Genomic DNA, 20,312 nt, shown 5'->3' with positions numbered 1-20,312 from the left:
ATTAAGAAATCTATAGGATCAAATATTTTTTCTCATTTTCTATTAAGCTGGATTTGGTCGCCGAAGAGCTTATGCTTTTATAATTTCCAGGAAGTCCGTTATTGTGTGGAAGCTATATTTCTTTTGTTTTAGATATCCTATGAATAGATCCATTCTTTCAATCATTTTCCTGCCTGAATTCCTGCTCACATATCCGGGGAAACCAAATCTTTCCTGATCTCCAAGTTCTGTAAATTCCCAGGGATGGAAATAGATGTTGAGATATCCGTCCTTTTTATGGGTGCTTTCGGCCAGCCATTGATAAATACTTATTGGTAGATTATGAAAGGATAACCAAAATAGTGGAAATCGTAAAAGCGGACTAACAGAGGCTGGTATCTGCCAGGTTCCTGCTTCTTTAAAAAGTTTTCTTGGTTTTGATAAATTATTATATCTCCCGGGTAACCAGGTTGGGTTAATTGAACTGTTGTAGGAATATCCGGCTTTGGTAATTTCATTTTCATCAACAGGTTTCATCCTTGCCATACGGTAGCCTCTTATTTCCTGTCCCGAAAGCTCCTGAAGGGCTAACTTAGATGAAGCCAGGTGAGCGGTTTCAAAAGTGGAATGATAATATCCATGCGATGCCAGCTCATGCCCTCCTTCCACGATTCGCCTGATTACTTCCGGGGCATTACGGGCAAAAATCACTGTGCTGAAAAAGGTAGCTTTTACCTGATGTTTTTCGAGTATTTCAAGAATATGGTTCGTGCCTGCAATAGAAATGGCTATCTGATCTTCAAAGGATATATCCTTCCCATATTCAAACGGCATATCGAACTCCTCGATATCAAAACTGAGTAAAATCAATTTGTTTGTGCGTTGAGATTTGTGGATCTTATAATATAATTAGGACGTTCTTTAACCTGCATAAACATCTTCCCAACATAAATTCCTATGATTCCGAGTATCGTGAGTTTTAAGCCCCCAAAAAATACAATGGTCATTAAGATTGATGCCCATCCTGAAACTTCTTTACCAGTATATATTGCATGTAAAATATAGGGTAAATACAGGATTGAACACATAGTGAATGTAAAACCAAGATAAATTGCAGCGTATAAGGGTCTGACAGAAAATGAGGTAACTCCCTGTAGTGCAAAACTAATCATTCTTTTAAAACTGTACTTACTTTTCCCCAGAGTTCTCTGATTCGGGTAATACTCCATTGAAAATTGTCTGAACCCGATCCATTTGATAAGGCCTCTTAGGAAGGGTTCATTCTCATGAAAGTTTTTCATCACCCGGACTACTTTTCTATCGAGCAATCTGAAATCAGCAGATCCTGATTCGATTTCTACATCCGAAAGTCTATTAATAGTATTATAAAAAAGTTTTGAGGTAAAACGTTTAGTTAAAGGAAGCTTTTTATCTTCTTTTCGTATCGTATACACCACTTCATAACCTTCTTCCCATTTTGCCAGCATTTCCGGAATTATTTCAGGCGGATGCTGCATATCACAATCAAGACTGATTACACAATCACCATTTGAATGATCCAGCCCTGCTTTTAATGCATTCTGGTGACCAAAATTTCTGGAAAATTCGATATAAAAAAGATGTTTATTTGTTGTAAGAAGTTCTTGAATTTTTTCCATGGTACTATCGGTGCAGCCATCGGCAACCATAATAATTTCATATCTGTAGGGAAGTGGTTCGAACAGATTTTCGATGGCAGCAGTAATCTTTGGAATATTCTCGGATTCGTTGAATGCTGGAATTACAATAGAGATTAATTTATCATGCATGGGTATTAATTTTTTTAAAATCTATAGTTAGCATTTGGTAAATAATTATGAACCAGACCAATACACATGGAAGTGCTTTCAGTGAATATGGTTTGATATAGGTATCCCGTATGATTTTGGGGAATAGATCTGACGGCGACATACTTGTCAGTAGAAATGCAAACACAAATAGAAACAGGATTCCTTTACTTTTTGGAGGTGCTTGTACCATGAACCAGATGCTTACCCCTGTAAACGCAATAATGTAGGTTGGCGATTCTGAGCCTGAACTGAATATAACGGTAAAGATCAATACCGAAGCTAAAAGCATAAGCCTGTAAGCCGTATGCTGATATTGGCTGGTTCTGGCATAGGGTAAGAAGAATAAGAATAGTCCGCCAATCAAAAAAGGCAGATTTGGGATACTGGCATCCTGCATTAACCTTCTTACCATCCCCATAAATGAAATATCCTGCATAGAGGTCAGTGAGACATTCTGCATATTTTTTTCCTTGAGTGATATGAACCAGTCTGTATAAGACCTGATTATAAATTCAGGCGAAGATAATATAGCAGGAAGTATGAATAATACTGCGAGTGCCATCAATCCTGAAACAATTAATTTTAGTTTATTCTTACTGAAAAAGAAGAATGCCAGACCGACAATGCCATACAATTTGATCAAAGTTCCTAAAACGATTGCAAAAGCTGATTTCACTTCCTTCCCCTTATGCATATATGAGAAACTGAGCATAATCAGACCTGTAAGACCAACATTAAACTGAAAGCTGAGCATTGCTCCCAAAGCTTCATGGGCACATAATAAAGCAATAATTGATCTGGTTCTTAGAGGAAGCGGAAGACTGTAAAAGCCCATGCATAAGACCAGCGCATTGGCAATGTTCCAAAATGAGGTACCTAATGAATCCGGTAATAGGGCAAATGGAGCAATAAGCAGAGCGAATACAGGTCCGTAATGATTGGAATCTCCATATTCACCAGGATATTCCGCAAACAACGGTTTTTCGCTCAGACTGTGAAGAAATGTGTGTTTGAAAATCTTGTAATTATTGTAGGACCCCCTGGTGTATTGTTTTACTCCTGTAATCAGTGCAATAAGTATGAACAGAGAGAATACAAATCTCCTGCTTAGCAGAATATTATAAAATTTACTTTTCTGGTCTGACTCCACAGAGGGTAAAGCGCTAATTTGGTCTACTGCCGTTATAGTCAAACTTAAAAGGTTTAATCATAACGAAAATATTACAATAGCAAATATATATTTTTTTACAATAAGATGATAAAAATCTTTTAATCGAATAAAAGCAAAGATTAATAGCTTAATTCATTCAGGACTTTAACTCTAACGTGCTAATTTCAACCGGGTTAGTCAGTATTTTATGAACCGGACAGGCATTTGCAACCGCAAGCAGCCTTGTTCGTTGCTCTTCTGTTAGATTGCCTATAAACAGGAGTTTCCGATTGATACTTGTTTTGGTCTTAATATCATTCTGCTCCAGTTCAATTTCCAGCTTTACTTCCTGCAAATCCCATTTTTTATGATCGGCATACATGCGAAGAGTAGCTGCTGTACAGGCCGCCAGGGCAGAAGCAAGCAGTTCTTTTGGAGAAAAGCCCAAATCTTTGCCTCCGGCATCAAGAGTTTCATCAGCAATGAGGGTATTTCCCGAGGGGGATTTTATGTCAATTCTATAAAGTTCTTTTGCAATACCTGCTTTTATCTTAGTCATGGCAATTATTTTCTTATGGAAGAAGGATAGGGAACAAACTCATTTTCATCTCCTTTAATTTTAGGGAAACTTTGTGCAATCCATTTTTCTTTAGCTACCGATATAATTTCCTTGCTGCTTCCAACAAAGTTCCAGTCGATGAAACGTTCTTCCGGGAATGGTTCTCCACCGAATATATAAATACTTGTATTGGCTTCCATAACAAATTCGCACAAAGTGCTGTCCTTTGCAATCAGGATTTGCTTCGGAAGATAGGTATTGCCTTCACTTTCGATACTTCCCTCAAGTATATATAATCCGGACTCCCCGTATAGTTCATTCCCGATTTTGATATGCTGCCGAATCTTACTTTTAATTTCAAGCATATAAAGTTTACTGTATACAGGTACTGGCGACTTTCTGCCAAATGCTTCCCCTGCAATGAGTTTAAACTGTGTATAAGCATCTGCCCATGAAGGGATTTGGGAACCATCCAGATGGAAAAATTCAGGTTCCATCTGCTCGAGTTCTTTAGGCAATGCTACCCAGATCTGCAGGCCATGCATTTCTTTTTCAGAATATCTCAAATATTCAGGTGTTCTTTCAGAGTGTACAATTCCTTTACCTGCGGTCATCCAGTTGACTGCACCGGGCCTGATCTCCAATTCATTTCCAAGACTATCGCGGTGCATGATACTACCCTCGAAAAGGAAGGTGAGGGTAGAAAGCCCAATATGCGGGTGTGGAAGCACATCGAAGTTTTCACGTTCAGACATTCTTACCGGACCCATGTGGTCAATAAAAATAAAGGGCCCTACCATTCTTTTTTGACGGAATGGAAGTAAACGCCCAACCAAGAATTTACCTATACTGGCTGCGCGTTCCTCTATGATCAGTTCAATATTTGACATAATGAAAGATTTAAATAATCTTAATTTTCAGGAAGTACGATCAGTTCATTGGAACTTCCATCAGGAGAATTTCGGAATCGGTATCGGCTATTATCTTAAAGTTATCAATTTCGGTGATACCAAAGCCATCCCTTGTATTTAGTTTCTGGTCATTGATTTTAATCTCTCCATTAAGAATAAATGCATACACACCATTGCCTTTTTCTTTTACTGTATATTCAGTTTGGAAACCTTTGTCGAGTCTCCCGAGATGAAACCAGGCATTTTGATGGATCCAGACACCTGCATCCTCAGGATTTGGAGAAAGGATTTGCTGCAGTTTATTATGCCGGTCTTCCGGATTCAGGCTGATCTGATCGTATCGTGGTGTTACATTTCTCTTGTTTGGAACAACCCAGATCTGTAAAAATTTCACTGGTCTATCAGTGTTTGCATTGTATTCACTATGTGATATTCCTGTACCTGCACTCATTATCTGCACATCACCGTTTTTTATCACGGTTTTATTCCCCATACTGTCCTTGTGCTCCAGATCACCTTCAAGTGGGATGGAGATAATTTCCATATTATCATGCCTGTGAGTGCCGAAACCCATCCCGGCATCAACGGTATCATCATTTAATACCCTTAGTACCCCAAAATTCATCCTTGCCGGATCAAAATAATTGGCAAAGCTAAAGGTATGTTTACTATGCAACCAGCCATGATTGGCATCACCGCGGGTGTCAGCTTTGTGAAGTATTGTTTTCATATTTCTTAGTGTTTAGTAAAGAATGTTGAGATTTATCCTGACTACGTTTCTGACTTGTTTAATATGACAAAGGTCCGGCTAAATCATAAGACTATCGTTCACATAGGTTAATAAATGAAAATTCCTTTTGTACTATTTTTTACCTGCTTGCTCTTTGCGTATACGGCTAAGTGATTGAGGCTTAATGCCCAGATAAGATGCTATGAGATATTGAGGAATACGTTCAACAAAAGCTGGATATAAATTGGAAAACTCGGAATAGCGGTGTTCGGCATCTTCACTATTAGTTTTTGCAAGGCGATATTGAAGGCCAATGAATGCATTTTGGATCAGAATCCTGAAAAAATGTTCAAACAGGTGATTGCTTCGGCAGATTTTCTCGTAGTTATCATGATTCAGTACCAGGATCTGGCTGGGCTCAAGAGTTTCTATCGTATAAATACCGGGTTTACCAGAGAAAAAACTGTAATGATCTGTGATCCAGTATCCTTCAAGTGCGAACTGTATCGCATGTTTGTCACCATGTTCATTGACAAAATAGGAGTAGGCTGATCCTTTAAGAATAAAATAAACATATTTACAATGCTCTCCTTCTTCAGAAAGATTGGCTTTCTTATCAAATGATTTTGGAAACAGGAATTTGGAGAATTGTTCAAATTCCAGGTCGCTTATCGAATGCCCGATAGTTCGTTGAATATTTTGCCTTAGCAGATCCTCCATTTCATATCAAATTAGCAAATCAAATTAGCATTTCATAGTCTAATCCATCCAGCATATGCGCCAGAATGGGCTCACATTTTTCTTTACAGCATGGATAGTAATTATTGTGTTTCCATTGAGCTGACTTTGGCGATTGCCCCCACCAGAATTCAGCAATGGCCAACGGTTTCATTTGATGTTGAAAAGCATACTGTAAAAGTTTTGGTCCTGCACATTCGCCTGCCCCTGCTGGTGGGTTTTTATAGAATGCAGCCTTGAAAATTTGATTCAGACTCTTTGCCTCTCCTTTTTGATTTAGAAAATTATAGTGATTGAAAAGTTCATTTTGCAGGGCTTTGGAATGGATTCTTCGGACTATTTTCAGATTGCTGATCCTTTCTTTTTGATCCTCTTCCTTTAATGCTTCTGCTTTTTTGATTTCTTCATTCATTCGGCTTAGTTCTTCCATTCCATTATTCAGGAAGCTGTTTTGGTGAAGACTGTCGAATACCGGTGGTACAAATTTGGCATGATGGTTTCCTCCCGCCAGTTTGCCCGAAAATGCTGCCAGATATCCCAGTTCATTTTCTGAAGTCTGCACTACTAAAACACCAAACATCTTCCCAATTACGCTTCCTTCCTGATCTGGTTTTAAGCCAAAGTTGTGAATCCAGTCATCCTGATCAAGAAGATAGCCCTGTAATTGTTCTGCTGCGACCCTGCATAAAGGATGAGGTTTGTTACTTTCAAGAAAAGTGAATCGCTCAGGCAAAGACCCGTTAATTGGCGCTTCCTTAAATAAGGTAAAAAAGGGGTCTCGAGTAGCTATTTCTGATATTATTAAATGTGTATTCCTGCATTTACTGCACGGATTAAACAAGTTTCAGATTGATTAATGAGACAGCCGCCGCAAATATCGACTTATTTTTTACTTAACTCATTTACTTTTAAAACAAGCTGATCAAAAGATAATCGATCTGAATTATTCTTTCCCACATAGCGATATAATTCTTTTCCATCCGGTCCGAACAGGACAGTTGCAGGATAATGTACGATCTGGTTGTGAAATTTATAACCATCTGGAATACCAAGCTGTTTTGCCAGTTTAGCATCTGGATCCCGATAGATTGGGAAATTTTTCAAATCCTCGGCGGCTAATTTCCCTGACCATGCTCTGATTTCAAGTTCGGTATCAGGCTTGATAAATACCTGAACAACATTTTTCAGAGTTTTTGCTTTGCTGAAATATTCCTGGGTATGACGAATACAATAGGGACATTCGGTTTTAAGCAGGAAATGGAGGGCGACAAATTTGCCCTTTTCTTTGCTTAGCAAAAACTGACGATCATCTGTTGCGGATTGTAAGCTGATGTTAGCACTTGACTGGGCCTTAACACCTACATTTAGGAACAGTAAACACAGTATAGTTAATACGCTGTACTTGATTTTCATAAAACAATTTTTTTTGACAATTTGGCTAAAAAACTCATTAAATTAATTTCCTCCAAGAATGATTGGAGCATTTTTACCGTTTCCCATGATGATTACTTTAGTGTTTGGGGAAAGTGCAATCTCCTTCTGAGCCTTAATCGTTTCATACTGGAGCTGTTTATCGCTTAAACCTGTCGACAAGATCCGTTGGTAATCTGCGATACCCTGAGCTTCAACCCGTTTTCGTTCAGCTTCCTGTCTTTCTTTTTGGAGCACAAAAGTCATTTTCTGCGCATCCTGTTCGGCATTGATTTTTGACTCAATAGTCGTTTTTACGGATGCGGGTAAAGTAATATTTCTAACCAGCAATTGTTCTAACTCAAGTCCGCGTTTAATAAAACTTTTATTGATTGTATTAAATATTTTATTCTGGAATTCATCTCGCTTGCTTGAATAAAGTGCGACAGCATCATAAGAAACTGCATTATCTCTTATTGCAGTACGTGCAATTGGTCTGACTATTTTATCCAGATAGTCTGTACCAATGGTTCGTAAAATTTCTGGTGCAGCAGAAGGTTTAACCTTAAATAGCACAGAGAGATCGATAATTACTTCCAGACCATCTGCTGAAAGTACCCTGATGGCATCGTCGCCAACTTTTCCACCTTCATCATTCACTCCGGACATGGTATAATTTTGTGTTTTTACATCAAACGTAGTTACCTTCATCATTGGGTTAATGATATTTAAACCACTGTACAAAACATCATTATTAACTTTTCCGAAAAGAGTTTTCACACCAACCTCGCCGGATTCGACTACTTTGAACATGGACAGAGATGCACCGATGATTACTAATACAACTGCTACAATGCGGGTGATGGTACTAAATCTTGCTGCAGGTCCATCCTGCGAGGCCATAAAAAAACTGGCAATGATGGCAAAAATTCCAATGATAATTAAAAACATGATTGCTGATTTTTTAAATAAAGTTAATATAAAACATTGGCTATGAGGGAATATTAATCTCAGATGTGGACATAAGCGCTAAGAAAATTACTCTGTGAAGACAAAAAAAAATGCATTTCAAAATAGCAATCTTTCATTGCATTTGCAGCTCTCATAAACAAGGTTAAATTATTCTGATTTGACAGCAACATAGAACAGATAGCTATTAAGTATAAAATAGGACAAGGCCGGTAATGATCGCCAGAAACCATCTTTGATCTTCAGCCTGACAGCAAAGCCAAACAGCATTAAGACGGATAATCCTGCAGTTGAAAGTAATGAGATTGGACGAATCTGAAGTCCTACCATTAATCCAATTCCTCCCATAATCTGCAAAATACTGGTTAAGAGGGTGAATTTTGCCAGTCCATATCTTTTGAATTCATCTTTCACATGGCTGGATCTGTAAAAGCTTAAGCCATAAAATAGAAAAGAGAGCGCAGAGAACCAGGTAAGGGTAGATTTATCAAATTCTTACAGTGATAATCCCGGCATAAACTCCGGCAATAAACAGAGCAATAAGCAGAAGAATCAGTGAAGGGATATGTTTTGATATAGGATTTTTAACCTTGAAATGTGCCAGTTGTGCACATATCATTAAAAAAGCCATTGAGAGAGCGGCATAAAGTACCGGATCTGGGTACCAGATCCCAAGGATTAATATGGTAGCCAAAGCTATTTTGGAAGCACCAACAAAGTTTCTGATCAGATCTGGCAGACCATATTGCTTAAATTCCAGAACAATGTTATCGAATCGGAAGATCCAGACATATGCCACTGATAAAGCTAGCACGAGCTGGGCAATAATTACTAAATTTTCCATGTTTATGTGTTTAATGTTTGCTGGTCTTCGGGCTTTCCTGTAATGCCCCTATGTCTTAGAAGTTAATACAACGTTTTATGATTTATGGGAATCACCAAATTCAAAGAAGACAGTGATAATACTTAATAGAATTATTTGACAAAAACCCCGTTAACCATCACTTTCTCCACATTCCTCATCACTTTGATATCATCCAATGGATTACCCCTTACTAAAATCAGATCAGCCAGCTTTCCTTTCTCAATGCTGCCTAAGTAATTATCAATCCTGAAGAATCGGGCATTTTCCATAGTCGCGGCATGAATGACTGCAGCGTTTGACATCCCGCTTTCGACGAAAAGTTCCATCTCCCGCTGATAAGCCCAGCCTTTTTTTGCATATGGGACCATGCCATGTGAACCAACTACAACTTTTGCCCCACCTTTCTGAAGTTTTGCTGTCAGTTTCATCATCTGATCGAATCCTTTTAGTTTAATACTGTCTACCGTTCCTGACCCTGGCTGGTATTCGAAAATAGCTAAGGTCGGACTAACAAAGGTGCCTTTTTTGACCAGAAAACGGGTCAGGCTGTCTGCCGCAAGGGAGTTTAAATCAATTGCTGCCCAGGATTCATAGCGGCCTTGTTTCCGGTAATTATTATCAGCTAGCATTGCCTGACGATATTTTTCGGCTTCACGTTTTGGTGTGAGGGATAATCCGAATGAAGTTATGTGTTCAATCCCATCAAGGCCAGCTTCAATTGCATGTTTGGCTTCAGTAATTTCCAAATGTCCGGTAACCGGAATCCCGCGCTTATGCGCCGCATCGGTAATTGCTTTAATCATCCCGGGAGGGGTTCTGAAATAGATCTTGATAACTGTAGAACCCTGATCTGCTACTTCGTTCACTTGTCTTACCGCTTCTGCGTCATCTCGTACTACATATGCATCATCGGGATATGCAGGAGGTGAACCATCAAGATGCGGACCACTTAAAAACAATCTCGGATTATGTTTGCCTGATTTCCGTACATTGTCATATACTTCGATCCATAGTCCGGGGTCACGAAGTGATGTAACACCATTTTGCAGGAAGGTTGATGGAAGCTCATCAGATCCATCGATATGGAAATGGGAATCAATGAGGCCCGGCAAAAGCGACATACCCTTACCCTGAACAATTTCAGCTCCCTGGGGAATCTGTATACTTTTTGAGGGTCCGGCAGTTATAATTTTATCCCCCTTAACTATTACCGATGCATTCGGAATGGCTTTTCCACCATTCCCGTCTATCAGATTGACATCTACTATGGCTATGATCCCTGTTCCCCGGGGCAACTCGGCCTCATTAAGTGGTTTGATAGTCTTTTGTACTGGTTTTTGTGCAAAAAGTGCGGTAGCCAGGAAGATAAGTACAAGAAGCAGGATGAGTAAGCGTTTCATGTAAATGATGGTTTTAGGGTTTTGTTTCGGAAAAATAAAAATAATCCGAAGTAAAATCATGGATTGTCCAATATTTAAATTGAATCCTGTTCAATATGTTAGGGCTTATTTATTTAAAACTTATCAATTTATTTTGATTAGGATAAGCTGGATAAAGAATTTACTGGTTATTTTTCATTCTTCCTCCATTTTATATTCCTCGATCTTTTGCGACAATTCTATTGCCCTGATAAGGGGTTCCCACTCTTTCCCATTAAAGATCAGCCGAAACCATTTTTTATCTCTATTCTCAATTTTTATATTGAAAAATAGCCATAAAGCAACGAAAGTGAAGAAAAGTGTAAAGAGGCATTGAATGATCCAAAGGAACAAACTGCCATTTTCTAACATCGATTCATTCCAGTAGAATGTTGTCCAAACTGGTAGCTGAAGGAACAGAATACGGACGATCCATAATGTGGATGATCTGAGTCTGTTGAGTTTCTCCTGAGTCTTAAGAACGGGCTCAGTTATATCTACGGTATAAATGTTAATGATCTGGTAGAGATATAATAACAGTGCAATTGCTGTTAAAACAATCTGAAAAGTAGCCGAGAACAAAAAGAATTTGTTTGCGTATGCATACTGATAAATAAAGACTCTGCTTAGAATTGCTAAACCGATTCCGACCCATAAAATCCCGCATATAATTGTGAAAAGTTTAGTGGCTTTCATTTCTGAGATGAAATGGTAAATCTTCAGCTGTTTAAATTCATCTGTATTAATTTTATTGGTGTGCAGGCTCATTTCCAATTTCTCATTAGTTGTTTGCCAATACTTTTTTAGTTCAGATTCTTTCATTTTCTATAAGTTTAATTGTGAGAAACTCGTTTTAAGTTTGCTTTTGATGCGGTTAATCTTTGTACCTACATTGCCTGGAGTGATTCCCAGAATTTCAGCTATTTCAGAATATGATCTGTCTTCCAGATAGAGGAGCATCAATGCTTTGTCAAGATTATGCAGTTCTTGAATAAAACGTTCCAGGAGGATTAATTGGCCTTCCTTTTCCTTGTTTTCTGATTCAGGAATTTGTGAAAGTTCATCGTTTAAGGGGATAGTATTTTCATTCCTCTTTGCATTCTTCCGGTAAAAGGAAATGGCAACATTCAATGCTACACGATACATCCAGGTACTTATCTTGCACTTATCGTTGTATTTATCCAGTGACCGCCAGATCTGTATGCTCATTTCCTGAATCAGGTCAACGCGGTCGTCTTCATTATGGCAATAGGTTCTTGCTACTTTTAAAAGAATGCCCTTATGCTCTTCAATAAGTTTTTGAAAGTTTAACTCGGTTACCTTCATTCAGTGATTGCTTGGAATATTGTTTCTCTTATTATTCGCATCTCAATTCAAAAAATCACAGTGTTTCTGGTTTTTCTGTTTAAATAGTTACCGAATTCCTCCTAAATGCCTGGCCAGATTAAATAATAGTTCCCGGGTCTTCAATATTTCACAGCTATTAAATCCTATGAAATCGTTAAACCTGATTTGAATTTTCGTTTTTGGTGTTGTAATTTACCATCCAGTTAATGCCATATTTATCTGAGAAGCTGCCAAAGTAAGCCCCCCAGAACATATCTTGCAATGGCATAGTAATATTTCCACCAGCTGATAGTTCTTCAAAAATCCGTTTCGCTTCTTCCTTAGTTTCAGGCTCTAATGAAATGTGCATATTATTGCCCTGAGTTACAGTAAAGCCCATTTCTTTTGGAGCATCAGTTCCCATAAGGATGTGGTTTCCTGTTATGGGTAATTCAATGTGAATCACCATGTTTTTTACTGCATCAGCTATAGGCGGATGATCCGAATCGGCCGGCAAATCACCAAAGCGCTGTATTCCATTTCCACTGAATTGCGCTTTGAATATTGATTTGTAGAATAAAAATGCTTCTTCTGTATTTCCGGGGAAGTTCAGATAGGTACAAACTCTTGCCTTGTTATCAGTCCGCAGTTCGTTTCTGAGTTTTAACTGTGTTTCAAGATATTGATCAAGATTACTCAATGCCGCCGTGAAGCCTTCTTTGAATCCTAGTTGAATGATCTTTTCGAGATCTTCTAACGCCTCATATTTTATGACAATATCTACTGTGGTTTTGTCTGTATTTGCGCTAAATGAATTGGTCCAGAAGGATCTCGGGAAATCTGTGTTTATATTTCCTTCCTCATCACAGAAAGCATCCAGACCTGAAAAGTTCTTCTGAGGCTCTATTTTTTTATAATCAGCCCTGCACCAATGTTTAGCACCATCTGGTCCGACCATAGCATAAAACCAGGATCCACCTTCCCTGAAATCCATCGATTTTGTTTTTGTCTGATAGGGTTTGGGAGCCCACCAGAGGTCAAGCAGTTCGGGTTTTGTCCAGCAATCCCAAACCAATTGAAGCTGGGCTGCAAATTCTCTTTTTACACTAATGGTTTTATTTCCCTTGTTTACGGAAAAGTCGAATAGTAAATTAGGATTCATTTTCTTTATTTTTTAATGTTAGCAATACATTATCAAGTTCGCTGAACCTTTGTTCCCATATTTTTCTGAACTGTTCAAGCCATTTATCAATTTCTTTCATTTTGCTGAGTTCCAGTTGATAGTAAATTTCTCTGCCCTGAACTTCCTGTTTCACAAGCTGGCACTCAGTCAGTATTCTTAAATGTTTTGAAACAGCCTGCCTGCTGGTGTCGAAGTGTTCAGCAAGTGCATTTGGGGTCATTGCATGAAGGGCAATAAGTGAAATTATGGCTCGCCGGGTGGGGTCGGCAATAGCCTGAAAAACATCTCTTCTCATTATTTTATTTGTTTATGAAACCAATCAGTTGCAAATATATACATGCAAAATTCAGTTTCCCAAATTATTTTAAAAATTGAGTTGATATTTTGCTTCCGGCTTGAGAAGCATCCTCAATGTAAACAATGAAGAATTATTTTTCAATTTCACAATCAACACTTATTTGAGGGCTAGTAGTATACAATCAGGATTGATTAGTATGATCAAACTGTTTTTGTTTTTTGAAATAATAATAAACAGGTACACCGCTAAGAACAAGCATAATTCCCACCAACGATTGCTGAGGCTGAACCCAGATCGTATTTATTGTTAAAGCAACTGAGAAGAGCAACAATACAATGGGCACGAATGGGTATCCTGTTACCTTAGCCTTGATGGTTCCTTTTCTTTTCAGACGAAGAACTGCAAAGGCGAGAAATCCATAAAATAGGAAATTCAGAAAGATGACCATATTGGTGAGTGTATCAAAGGAACCCGAGATTAGCATAATACAACCCAGAATCATCATATAGTTTAGGGATACATGAGGTGTTCTGAATTTGGGGTGAACTTTCTTCAGATGGCTAAAAAGGTATCCCTGTTGTGCCATACGGTAGAATTTACGTGGGGAGGAAACAATATTACTGTTCAATGCACCGAATACGCAGATAATCAGAAGTACTATCAGAAGAATTTTTCCGAAAGTACCCAGTAATGTCTCTGCCACAACAAATGCACCGATCTGATTTACATCTATGGCCCTTATTTGCTGGAGGCTGAGCACATTCATGTAAGTATAATTAAGAAGTGTATAGACCAATGCTACAAGTGACAAACCGATTGTAAGGGCCAGTGGAAGGTTACGCCTCGGATTAATGATCTCACCCGAAATATTGGTAGCGGTTTCCCATCCATTATAAGCCCAGAAAGCACTGAGCATTGCAGCAAAAAACGCACTGTAAAACAGCATGCCCTCGGGTGCATTTACGTTATTGAACATAGTGTTGGAGCTTTGCGTTTCAGGACCGGAATAAGCAAGTCCCACAATAATCAGAACTGATATACCCAAAATTTTAGCGCTGGTAATGATGGAGTTGAAAACACCGCTTTCGCGGGACCCAAATGAATTTATTCCTGTAAGCAGGATTATTGCAAAAATGCCAACCATTTTTACGCCCGAATTTGCAAAAGGGAAAATGAAGCCCCCAATCGAAAAATCTTTCCAGGCATCCAGCGGTTTTGGAAGGGTGATAAAGGAATTGATAACCTCACCAAACAAAAAGGCGAGTGCAGCAATTGCTGCCGGACTAATAATTATAAAATCAGCCCAGCCTGAAATAAATGCAAAAAAATTTCCGAATGATAAACGGAAGTATTCATATAAACCTCCGGATTCTTCAGTTAGAGAAGCTAAAGCACTCACGGTAAATGCGGCAAATAAGCTGATTACTCCAGCCAGAATCCAGGCCATCAGGATTGCAGTTTCACTTAGCCCGGTTTGAGCCATTGGAACTATTTTTTTAAACACTCCGCTCCCAATCACTATTCCGACCACCATTAAGGTACTTGCAAAAAGGCCTAATGTTCTGTTCAGTGATGCTTCAGTTTTTACATTTTCATTCATTTTGTTCCAGGGAGATTTTAAGATTAATTACCTGCTTTTACCTTAATTTACTGTTGTAAGATATTTAGGTATATGCAGCAATTTAAGTAATATGTTGGCTAAAACAATTAAGAGGGAATAGAAATATATGGCGATGTGGAACGTATTATTTTAACAAATCAGAAACGAATCCGGACAATTACTTAAATCCAATAGTTTCATTTTTTGTAAAAATATTAACTGTCAATGAACGGAAGGATAATTAGAATTAATTATAGGTGAATGTATAGAATCGATAGGTCATTCAGCTTAATTTATACTGAATGTACATTAGCGCTTGTGATACAAGGCCTTCAATGACAAAACAGTATTAAAAAATTGTAATATTATCCCCTCACTATTGCAGATTTCAGTATTTTTTTTGTTTTTTTGTAAAAAATTTCAATACCACTTATACTATTAACAATGAATAGTTTAAACTACCAGGCCAATACAGGATCATTAACCCAAACGGGTTATTTGAGGGGTATTGTTTGTAGTAATTTCAGGCCTGAGAAGTTAGTGTTGCGTTTCCGACGACCCTTTATGCCGCGGACTTGAATCTTGGCATTAACCCATAGGTAACCGGAGCATTCCTGCCGGAAGATCAATCAATCAGATTATTCACAAAAGGAAAGACTAAAAACGTAGTCTTTTTTCCGATTCAAAACCGGATTTTTTCTTTAAATCAATGAAAGAAAACGAATTTGTTGTCATCCCGGCAACAGAACAACATATTGAATACGCAACACAGATCTGCGATGAGATGGCAGAGTCTGCCAAAGCCAGAGGTACGGGAATAGCCAGACGAACCCCTGAATACATCACTACAAAAATGCTGGAAGGCAAGGCTGTGATCGCACTTCATAAGGATGGAACATGGGCTGGTTTCTGCTATATCGAAACCTGGAGTCATGGTACTTTTGTGGCCAATTCAGGTCTGATAGTGAATCCGGTTTACCGCAATCGCGGACTTGCAAGAATGATTAAGCGGGCAGTTTTCGACCTTTCCCGTAAAAAATATCCGGAAGCGAAGATCTTTGGTTTGACTACCGGATTAGCGGTAATGAAGATCAATTCTGAACTTGGTTACGAACCTGTCACCTATTCCGAACTAACTCAGGATGAGGATTTCTGGAAAGGCTGTCAAAGTTGTGTGAACTATGATATCCTCAAAAGCAAGGACCGCAAAAACTGTATGTGTACTGCTATGCTATGGGATCCTGAAGAAAAGGCAAAGGAAATTGAACGCAAAATGAAGGAAGAAGATGAGCGTTTAAAAATAGAGGCAGAGGAACGTTTAAGTAAAGTTGCCCGCAAGCAAACTTTGTTCGAACGTCTTGAAGAAAAATTACGCAATTCATTGAAAATGATTGCCGCAATAGGTACGTTATTCGTTAAACTTTTACAAAATTAAATGATGAAGAAGAAGGTGGTTTTAGCATTCAGCGGAGGTTTGGATACTTCCTTTTGTTGTATTTACTTATCTAAAGATCGTGATCTGGAGGTACATTCGGTGATCGTGAATACCGGTGGTTTTTCTGAAGAAGAGCTAAAGCAGATTGAGCAACGTGCGTATGCCCTTGGAGTTACTTCTCATGCAGTAGTTGACGAAACACTGAACTATTACGAAAGTTGTATCAAGTACCTTATCTACGGGAATGTACTGAAGAATGCAACTTACCCTCTTTCGGTTAGCGCTGAGCGTGTAAGCCAGGCTACTGCTATCGCTAATTACGTGAAATTAATTGGTGCTGATTATGTGGCTCACGGAAGTACCGGAGCCGGAAATGATCAGGTACGTTTTGATATGATATTCAATATCATGATCCCTGGAGTGGAAATTATTACCCCAATCCGTGACCTGAAATTAAGCCGTGAAGCAGAAATTGAATATTTAAATAAGCATGGTCTTGAATACACGGCCGAGAAAGCGAGGTATTCAATCAATAAAGGTATCTGGGGTACCTCGGTTGGGGGTAAAGAAACCCTGACATCTAATGAAACCTTGCCTGAAGAGGCATGGCCAACACAGGTTACTCAAACCGAGCCGCGCAAGCTGGAACTCGATTTTGAGCAGGGTGAACTAATTGGAATTAATGGAGAAAGCCTATCACCGGTTAAAGCCATTCAGAAGCTGCAGGAAATTGCACAGCCGTATGGCATTGGAAGGGATATTCATGTGGGTGATACTATAATTGGTATCAAGGGTCGTGTTGGTTTTGAAGCTGCCGCACCAATGATTATTATCAAGGCTCACCATACTCTGGAGAAACATACTTTAACCAAATGGCAGTTAAGCTGGAAAGATCAGTTGGCAAGTTTCTACGGCAACTGGCTTCATGAGGGTCAGTTTCACGATCCAATCATGCGTAATATTGAAGCGTTTTTAAGCGATACACAGAAAACCGTAAGCGGAAAGGTATTTGTGAAGCTTCATCCATACCGTTTTGAGATCATCGGAATTCAATCTGAGAACGATCTGATGTCGAACAAATTTGGAAGCTATGGTGAAATGAATAATTCATGGTCGGGAGAGGATGTGAAAGGCTTCTCAAAAATATTTGGAAACCAGACTATGATCTGGCATCGGGTACACGATAAAAAATAAAATAATGGGAACTATCAGAATAGGAATCGCAGGCGGAGCAGGATATACCGGTGGAGAATTGCTCAGAATACTGATCAACCATCCTCAGACAGAAGTATGTTGGGTAAATAGTAACAGCAACGCTGGAAAGCCAATTTCTGATGTGCATGCCGACCTGTTTGGGGATACCAATCTTAAGTTTACTGATTCCATCTCCCAGGATATAGATGTGCTTTTTCTTTGTGTAGGTCATGGTGATGCCAAAAAGTTTCTGGATAATCATGAAATTGCAGCGAGTATAAAAATCATCGATCTTTCTCAGGATTTCAGGTTAAACCTCAATGCTAAACATGGAAGCAGATCCTTTATTTATGGATTACCTGAATTAAACAGGGAATCGATCAAACAGGCTCATAATATTGCTAATCCAGGCTGTTTTGCCACCGGTATCCAGATTGGATTATTGCCTCTTGCAGCTGCAGGATTATTGAATTCGGAAGTACATATCAATGCAACTACCGGCTCTACAGGAGCTGGACAAAGCTTAAGTCCAACTTCCCATTTCAGCTGGAGAAACAATAACCTGTCGGTTTACAAAGCGTTTGAACATCAGCACCTGAATGAGATTGGACAAAGTCTCACTCAATTGCAAAATAACTTTGACCAGGCAATGAATTTTATCCCGCAAAGAGGTGATTTTACCCGGGGGATTCTGGCAGCCATGTACACCGAATGCGCATTGACGCTGGATGAAGCCTACGATCTTTACGAAAACTATTTTAAAGACCATCCATTCACCCATGTGAGCAAAAGAAACATTGACCTGAAACAGGTGGTAAATACAAATAAAGCCCTGATCCATCTGGAGAAGCATGGCAATAAATTATTCATTATCAGTATAATAGATAATTTATTGAAAGGTGCCAGCGGTCATGCAGTCCAGAATATGAATTTGATGTTCGGGATTGGGGAAACGGTAGGTTTGAGGCTAAAGGCTAGCGCCTTTTGAGTTATAAGTTGTAGGTTATAAGTTGTAAGTTTTTGGAAACTCCTACTAAACAAAAAGTTTGAAGATATAATGAAAATTAAAATAAATTCTCCCTGGTATTTGAAGACAGAGTTTCGACGATGGTGTTCATCAACGTCCGTTGGTTAAGTAAATTATAAGAGTTTAATCAGAGTTTTTAAGTTTATTAATGCAAAACTATAAAGACTTGAAAGTGTGGGTTAAATCACATGAGATTACCCTTAAAATTTACAGCCTCACTAAAGGCTTTCCAAAGGAGGAAATTTATTCTTTAACAAGTCAGATTAGAAGGTCTTCATCTTCAATTCCTGCAAATATAGCGGAAGGTTGTGGTAAGAATTCTAATAATGATCTTGGAAGATTTTTGAATATTTCTTTGGGCTCGGCTAATGAAACTGAATACTTTCTTCTGCTGGCAAAAGATCTCGGTTATTTAACAACAGATGATCATCGGCTTTTAGAAAGATCTATAAACGAGGTCAAAGCAATGCTAATATCATTAATACAAAAGATTAGGTCGTAGGAAGGAAATACTTATAACCTACAACTTATTACTTATAACTCGCATAAAATGAAACTATTCGACGTATATCCCCTCAATAATATAGAAATTGTAAAAGCTCAGAACAGCAGTGTTTGGGATGCTGATGGTAATAAATACCTGGATCTTTATGGTGGACATGCTGTGATTTCAATCGGCCATACCCATCCGCATTATGTAAGACGTTTGACTGAACAGCTGAATAAAGTAGGTTTCTATTCTAATTCGGTAATCATCTCTCAGCAGATAGAACTGGCTGAAAAGCTTGGAAATCTGTCTGCTAAATCTGATTTTCAGCTCTTTCTTTGTAATTCTGGTGCTGAGGCTAATGAAAATGCCCTGAAACTGGCATCTTTTTATAATAAGCGTAAAAAAATCATTGCCTTTAAAGGCGCTTTTCATGGACGTACTTCTCTGGCTGTTTCGGCAACAGACAATCCGAAGATCATTGCTCCTGTAAATGAAACAGAAAATGTCACTTTTCTTCCGTTAAATGATGAACAGGCTTTGGATGAAGCGTTTAAATCATTCGGAAACGAGATATCTTCAGTAATTATTGAGGGTATTCAGGGTGTCGGTGGAATCCGGGAAGCATCAAAGAGCTTTTTGCAGAAGATCAGAAGCCTTTGTGATCAGTATGATTCGGTTTATATTGCTGATTCAGTGCAATGTGGTTATGGCCGGACTGGTCAGTTCTACTCACATGATTATGCAGGCGTGGAGGCCGACATTTATTCAATGGCAAAAGGGATGGGCAACGGCTTCCCGATCGGGGGAATTTCCATTTCACCTAAATTTAAGCCCTGGTATGGTGAGCTGGGAACAACCTTCGGAGGAAATCATTTAGCCTGTGTTGCAGCGCTTGCTGTTCTTGAGGTAATGGAACAGGATGATCTTATGAAGAACGCAGAAGAAATTGGAGATTACCTCATAAATGAATTAAAGCAGATCCCGCAAATCACTGAGATTCGTGGAAGAGGCTTGATGATCGGAATTGAGCTTTCTGAAGAGTATGCAAACGTAAAAAGGGATTTACTTTTCAAGCATCGTATCTTTACCGGAGAGGCAAAACCGAATGTGATCAGGCTTTTACCTGCTTTAAATATCACAAAAGAACATGCTGATCAATTTTTGACGGCATTGAAAGCAGAATTGAATTAATATAATAGGC

General features: G+C 38.7%; 22 protein-coding genes and 1 pseudogene. 5 read left to right on the top strand and 18 right to left on the bottom strand.

Annotation, left to right across the window (positions count from 1 at the left end):
• Positions 1-69 precede the first annotated feature (69 nt).
• From VGE44_RS14990 to VGE44_RS14905, 18 genes and pseudogenes are all read right to left on the bottom strand, one after another.
• Positions 70-849 (bottom strand): polysaccharide deacetylase family protein, encoded by a 780-nt coding sequence (locus tag VGE44_RS14990; protein ID WP_331080571.1) that lies wholly within the window; start codon positions 847-849, stop codon positions 70-72.
• On the bottom strand, positions 846-1,787 hold the full coding sequence (locus VGE44_RS14985) for a glycosyltransferase family 2 protein (protein WP_331080569.1): 942 nt from the start codon (positions 1,785-1,787) through the stop codon (positions 846-848). The genes VGE44_RS14990 and VGE44_RS14985 overlap by 4 nt, the downstream gene beginning before the upstream one ends.
• Complete coding sequence (locus tag VGE44_RS14980; protein WP_331080567.1) at positions 1,780-3,000, bottom strand: glycosyltransferase family 87 protein; 1,221 nt, start codon at positions 2,998-3,000, stop codon at positions 1,780-1,782. Before VGE44_RS14980 ends, VGE44_RS14985 begins: the two co-directional genes overlap by 8 nt.
• Before the next feature lie 115 nt (positions 3,001-3,115).
• Positions 3,116-3,517 carry an OsmC family protein gene (locus VGE44_RS14975; RefSeq protein ID WP_331080565.1) on the bottom strand — a complete coding sequence of 134 codons (402 nt, stop codon included), beginning with the start codon at positions 3,515-3,517 and terminating at the stop codon, positions 3,116-3,118.
• Positions 3,518-3,522: 5 nt separating this feature from the next.
• The gene (locus VGE44_RS14970) at positions 3,523-4,407 is read right to left on the bottom strand and encodes a pirin family protein (protein WP_331080563.1); all 885 of its coding nucleotides are present in this window, start codon (positions 4,405-4,407) and stop codon (positions 3,523-3,525) included.
• A 40-nt stretch (positions 4,408-4,447) separates the two neighbouring features.
• Positions 4,448-5,158, bottom strand: a complete 711-nt coding sequence (locus tag VGE44_RS14965; RefSeq protein ID WP_331080561.1) for a pirin family protein — start codon at positions 5,156-5,158, stop codon at positions 4,448-4,450.
• A 132-nt stretch (positions 5,159-5,290) separates the two neighbouring features.
• The gene (locus VGE44_RS14960) at positions 5,291-5,878 is read right to left on the bottom strand and encodes a Crp/Fnr family transcriptional regulator (RefSeq protein WP_331080559.1); all 588 of its coding nucleotides are present in this window, start codon (positions 5,876-5,878) and stop codon (positions 5,291-5,293) included.
• A gap of 19 nt (positions 5,879-5,897) precedes the next feature.
• The gene (locus VGE44_RS14955; RefSeq protein ID WP_331080556.1) at positions 5,898-6,629 is read right to left on the bottom strand and encodes a hypothetical protein; all 732 of its coding nucleotides are present in this window, start codon (positions 6,627-6,629) and stop codon (positions 5,898-5,900) included.
• 149 nt (positions 6,630-6,778) lie between these two features.
• Entirely contained in the window at positions 6,779-7,309 is a 531-nt protein-coding gene (locus VGE44_RS14950; protein ID WP_331080554.1) for a peroxiredoxin family protein, read from the bottom strand.
• Between the two features lie 42 nt (positions 7,310-7,351).
• Positions 7,352-8,257 carry a prohibitin family protein gene (locus VGE44_RS14945; protein ID WP_331080552.1) on the bottom strand — a complete coding sequence of 302 codons (906 nt, stop codon included), beginning with the start codon at positions 8,255-8,257 and terminating at the stop codon, positions 7,352-7,354.
• Between the two features lie 168 nt (positions 8,258-8,425).
• Positions 8,426-8,740 (bottom strand): annotated as a pseudogene (locus VGE44_RS14940) (DoxX family protein); the annotation flags it as partial.
• Positions 8,741-8,762: 22 nt separating this feature from the next.
• Positions 8,763-9,119 (bottom strand): DoxX family protein, encoded by a 357-nt coding sequence (locus VGE44_RS14935; protein ID WP_331080550.1) that lies wholly within the window; start codon positions 9,117-9,119, stop codon positions 8,763-8,765.
• A gap of 131 nt (positions 9,120-9,250) precedes the next feature.
• Positions 9,251-10,540: an amidohydrolase family protein gene (locus tag VGE44_RS14930; protein WP_331080548.1), complete on the bottom strand. Its 1,290-nt coding sequence runs from the start codon at positions 10,538-10,540 to the stop codon at positions 9,251-9,253.
• 174 nt (positions 10,541-10,714) lie between these two features.
• Positions 10,715-11,380: a hypothetical protein gene (locus tag VGE44_RS14925; RefSeq protein ID WP_331080546.1), complete on the bottom strand. Its 666-nt coding sequence runs from the start codon at positions 11,378-11,380 to the stop codon at positions 10,715-10,717.
• 3 nt (positions 11,381-11,383) lie between these two features.
• Positions 11,384-11,884, bottom strand: coding sequence for a sigma-70 family RNA polymerase sigma factor (locus VGE44_RS14920; RefSeq protein ID WP_331080544.1), 501 nt, complete (start codon positions 11,882-11,884; stop codon positions 11,384-11,386).
• Between the two features lie 175 nt (positions 11,885-12,059).
• Positions 12,060-13,046: an SRPBCC domain-containing protein gene (locus tag VGE44_RS14915; protein WP_331080542.1), complete on the bottom strand. Its 987-nt coding sequence runs from the start codon at positions 13,044-13,046 to the stop codon at positions 12,060-12,062.
• Positions 13,036-13,362: a metalloregulator ArsR/SmtB family transcription factor gene (locus VGE44_RS14910; RefSeq protein ID WP_331080540.1), complete on the bottom strand. Its 327-nt coding sequence runs from the start codon at positions 13,360-13,362 to the stop codon at positions 13,036-13,038. The genes VGE44_RS14915 and VGE44_RS14910 overlap by 11 nt, the downstream gene beginning before the upstream one ends.
• A 184-nt stretch (positions 13,363-13,546) precedes the next feature.
• The gene (locus tag VGE44_RS14905) at positions 13,547-14,965 is read right to left on the bottom strand and encodes an APC family permease (RefSeq protein ID WP_331080538.1); all 1,419 of its coding nucleotides are present in this window, start codon (positions 14,963-14,965) and stop codon (positions 13,547-13,549) included.
• 709 nt (positions 14,966-15,674) lie between these two features.
• On the opposite strand from VGE44_RS14905, the gene VGE44_RS14900 reads away from it, so the two are divergent.
• The 5 genes from VGE44_RS14900 (at position 15,675) to VGE44_RS14880 (ending at position 20,302) form a co-directional block, all read left to right on the top strand.
• Positions 15,675-16,400 carry a GNAT family N-acetyltransferase gene (locus VGE44_RS14900; RefSeq protein WP_331080536.1) on the top strand — a complete coding sequence of 242 codons (726 nt, stop codon included), beginning with the start codon at positions 15,675-15,677 and terminating at the stop codon, positions 16,398-16,400.
• A gap of 3 nt (positions 16,401-16,403) precedes the next feature.
• Positions 16,404-17,594, top strand: a complete 1,191-nt coding sequence (argG, locus tag VGE44_RS14895) for an argininosuccinate synthase (protein ID WP_331080752.1) — start codon at positions 16,404-16,406, stop codon at positions 17,592-17,594.
• 4 nt (positions 17,595-17,598) lie between these two features.
• Positions 17,599-18,582, top strand: a complete 984-nt coding sequence (argC, locus tag VGE44_RS14890; RefSeq protein ID WP_331080534.1) for an N-acetyl-gamma-glutamyl-phosphate reductase — start codon at positions 17,599-17,601, stop codon at positions 18,580-18,582.
• A gap of 187 nt (positions 18,583-18,769) precedes the next feature.
• Positions 18,770-19,123 carry a four helix bundle protein gene (locus VGE44_RS14885; RefSeq protein WP_331080532.1) on the top strand — a complete coding sequence of 118 codons (354 nt, stop codon included), beginning with the start codon at positions 18,770-18,772 and terminating at the stop codon, positions 19,121-19,123.
• A gap of 48 nt (positions 19,124-19,171) precedes the next feature.
• Entirely contained in the window at positions 19,172-20,302 is a 1,131-nt protein-coding gene (locus tag VGE44_RS14880; protein ID WP_331080530.1) for an aspartate aminotransferase family protein, read from the top strand.
• Positions 20,303-20,312: the final 10 nt, after the last annotated feature.

Origin of the sequence: Daejeonella sp. (assembly GCF_036405355.1) — a bacterium.
GTDB lineage: Bacteria > Bacteroidota > Bacteroidia > Sphingobacteriales > Sphingobacteriaceae > Daejeonella.
The sequence above is the reverse complement of the archived record's forward strand: the minus strand, read 5'-3'. Positions and strand labels throughout refer to the sequence as shown.

Bases quoted from the DNA above. Each gene is read 5' to 3' on its own strand.
- VGE44_RS14985 (WP_331080569.1), bottom strand. From the start codon at position 1,787: ATGCATGATAAATTAATCTCTATTGTAATTCCAGCATTCAACGAATCC.
- VGE44_RS14975 (WP_331080565.1), bottom strand. From the start codon at position 3,517: ATGACTAAGATAAAAGCAGGTATTGCAAAAGAACTTTATAGAATTGAC.
- VGE44_RS14970 (WP_331080563.1), bottom strand. From the start codon at position 4,407: ATGTCAAATATTGAACTGATCATAGAGGAACGCGCAGCCAGTATAGGT.
- VGE44_RS14965 (WP_331080561.1), bottom strand. From the start codon at position 5,158: ATGAAAACAATACTTCACAAAGCTGACACCCGCGGTGATGCCAATCAT.
- VGE44_RS14960 (WP_331080559.1), bottom strand. From the start codon at position 5,878: ATGGAGGATCTGCTAAGGCAAAATATTCAACGAACTATCGGGCATTCG.
- VGE44_RS14950 (WP_331080554.1), bottom strand. From the start codon at position 7,309: ATGAAAATCAAGTACAGCGTATTAACTATACTGTGTTTACTGTTCCTA.
- VGE44_RS14945 (WP_331080552.1), bottom strand. From the start codon at position 8,257: ATGTTTTTAATTATCATTGGAATTTTTGCCATCATTGCCAGTTTTTTT.
- VGE44_RS14935 (WP_331080550.1), bottom strand. From the start codon at position 9,119: ATGGAAAATTTAGTAATTATTGCCCAGCTCGTGCTAGCTTTATCAGTG.
- VGE44_RS14930 (WP_331080548.1), bottom strand. From the start codon at position 10,540: ATGAAACGCTTACTCATCCTGCTTCTTGTACTTATCTTCCTGGCTACC.
- VGE44_RS14925 (WP_331080546.1), bottom strand. From the start codon at position 11,380: ATGAAAGAATCTGAACTAAAAAAGTATTGGCAAACAACTAATGAGAAA.
- VGE44_RS14920 (WP_331080544.1), bottom strand. From the start codon at position 11,884: ATGAAGGTAACCGAGTTAAACTTTCAAAAACTTATTGAAGAGCATAAG.
- VGE44_RS14915 (WP_331080542.1), bottom strand. From the start codon at position 13,046: ATGAATCCTAATTTACTATTCGACTTTTCCGTAAACAAGGGAAATAAA.
- VGE44_RS14910 (WP_331080540.1), bottom strand. From the start codon at position 13,362: ATGAGAAGAGATGTTTTTCAGGCTATTGCCGACCCCACCCGGCGAGCC.
- VGE44_RS14905 (WP_331080538.1), bottom strand. From the start codon at position 14,965: ATGAATGAAAATGTAAAAACTGAAGCATCACTGAACAGAACATTAGGC.
- VGE44_RS14900 (WP_331080536.1), top strand. From the start codon at position 15,675: ATGAAAGAAAACGAATTTGTTGTCATCCCGGCAACAGAACAACATATT.
- argG (WP_331080752.1), top strand. From the start codon at position 16,404: ATGAAGAAGAAGGTGGTTTTAGCATTCAGCGGAGGTTTGGATACTTCC.
- argC (WP_331080534.1), top strand. From the start codon at position 17,599: ATGGGAACTATCAGAATAGGAATCGCAGGCGGAGCAGGATATACCGGT.
- VGE44_RS14885 (WP_331080532.1), top strand. From the start codon at position 18,770: ATGCAAAACTATAAAGACTTGAAAGTGTGGGTTAAATCACATGAGATT.
- VGE44_RS14880 (WP_331080530.1), top strand. From the start codon at position 19,172: ATGAAACTATTCGACGTATATCCCCTCAATAATATAGAAATTGTAAAA.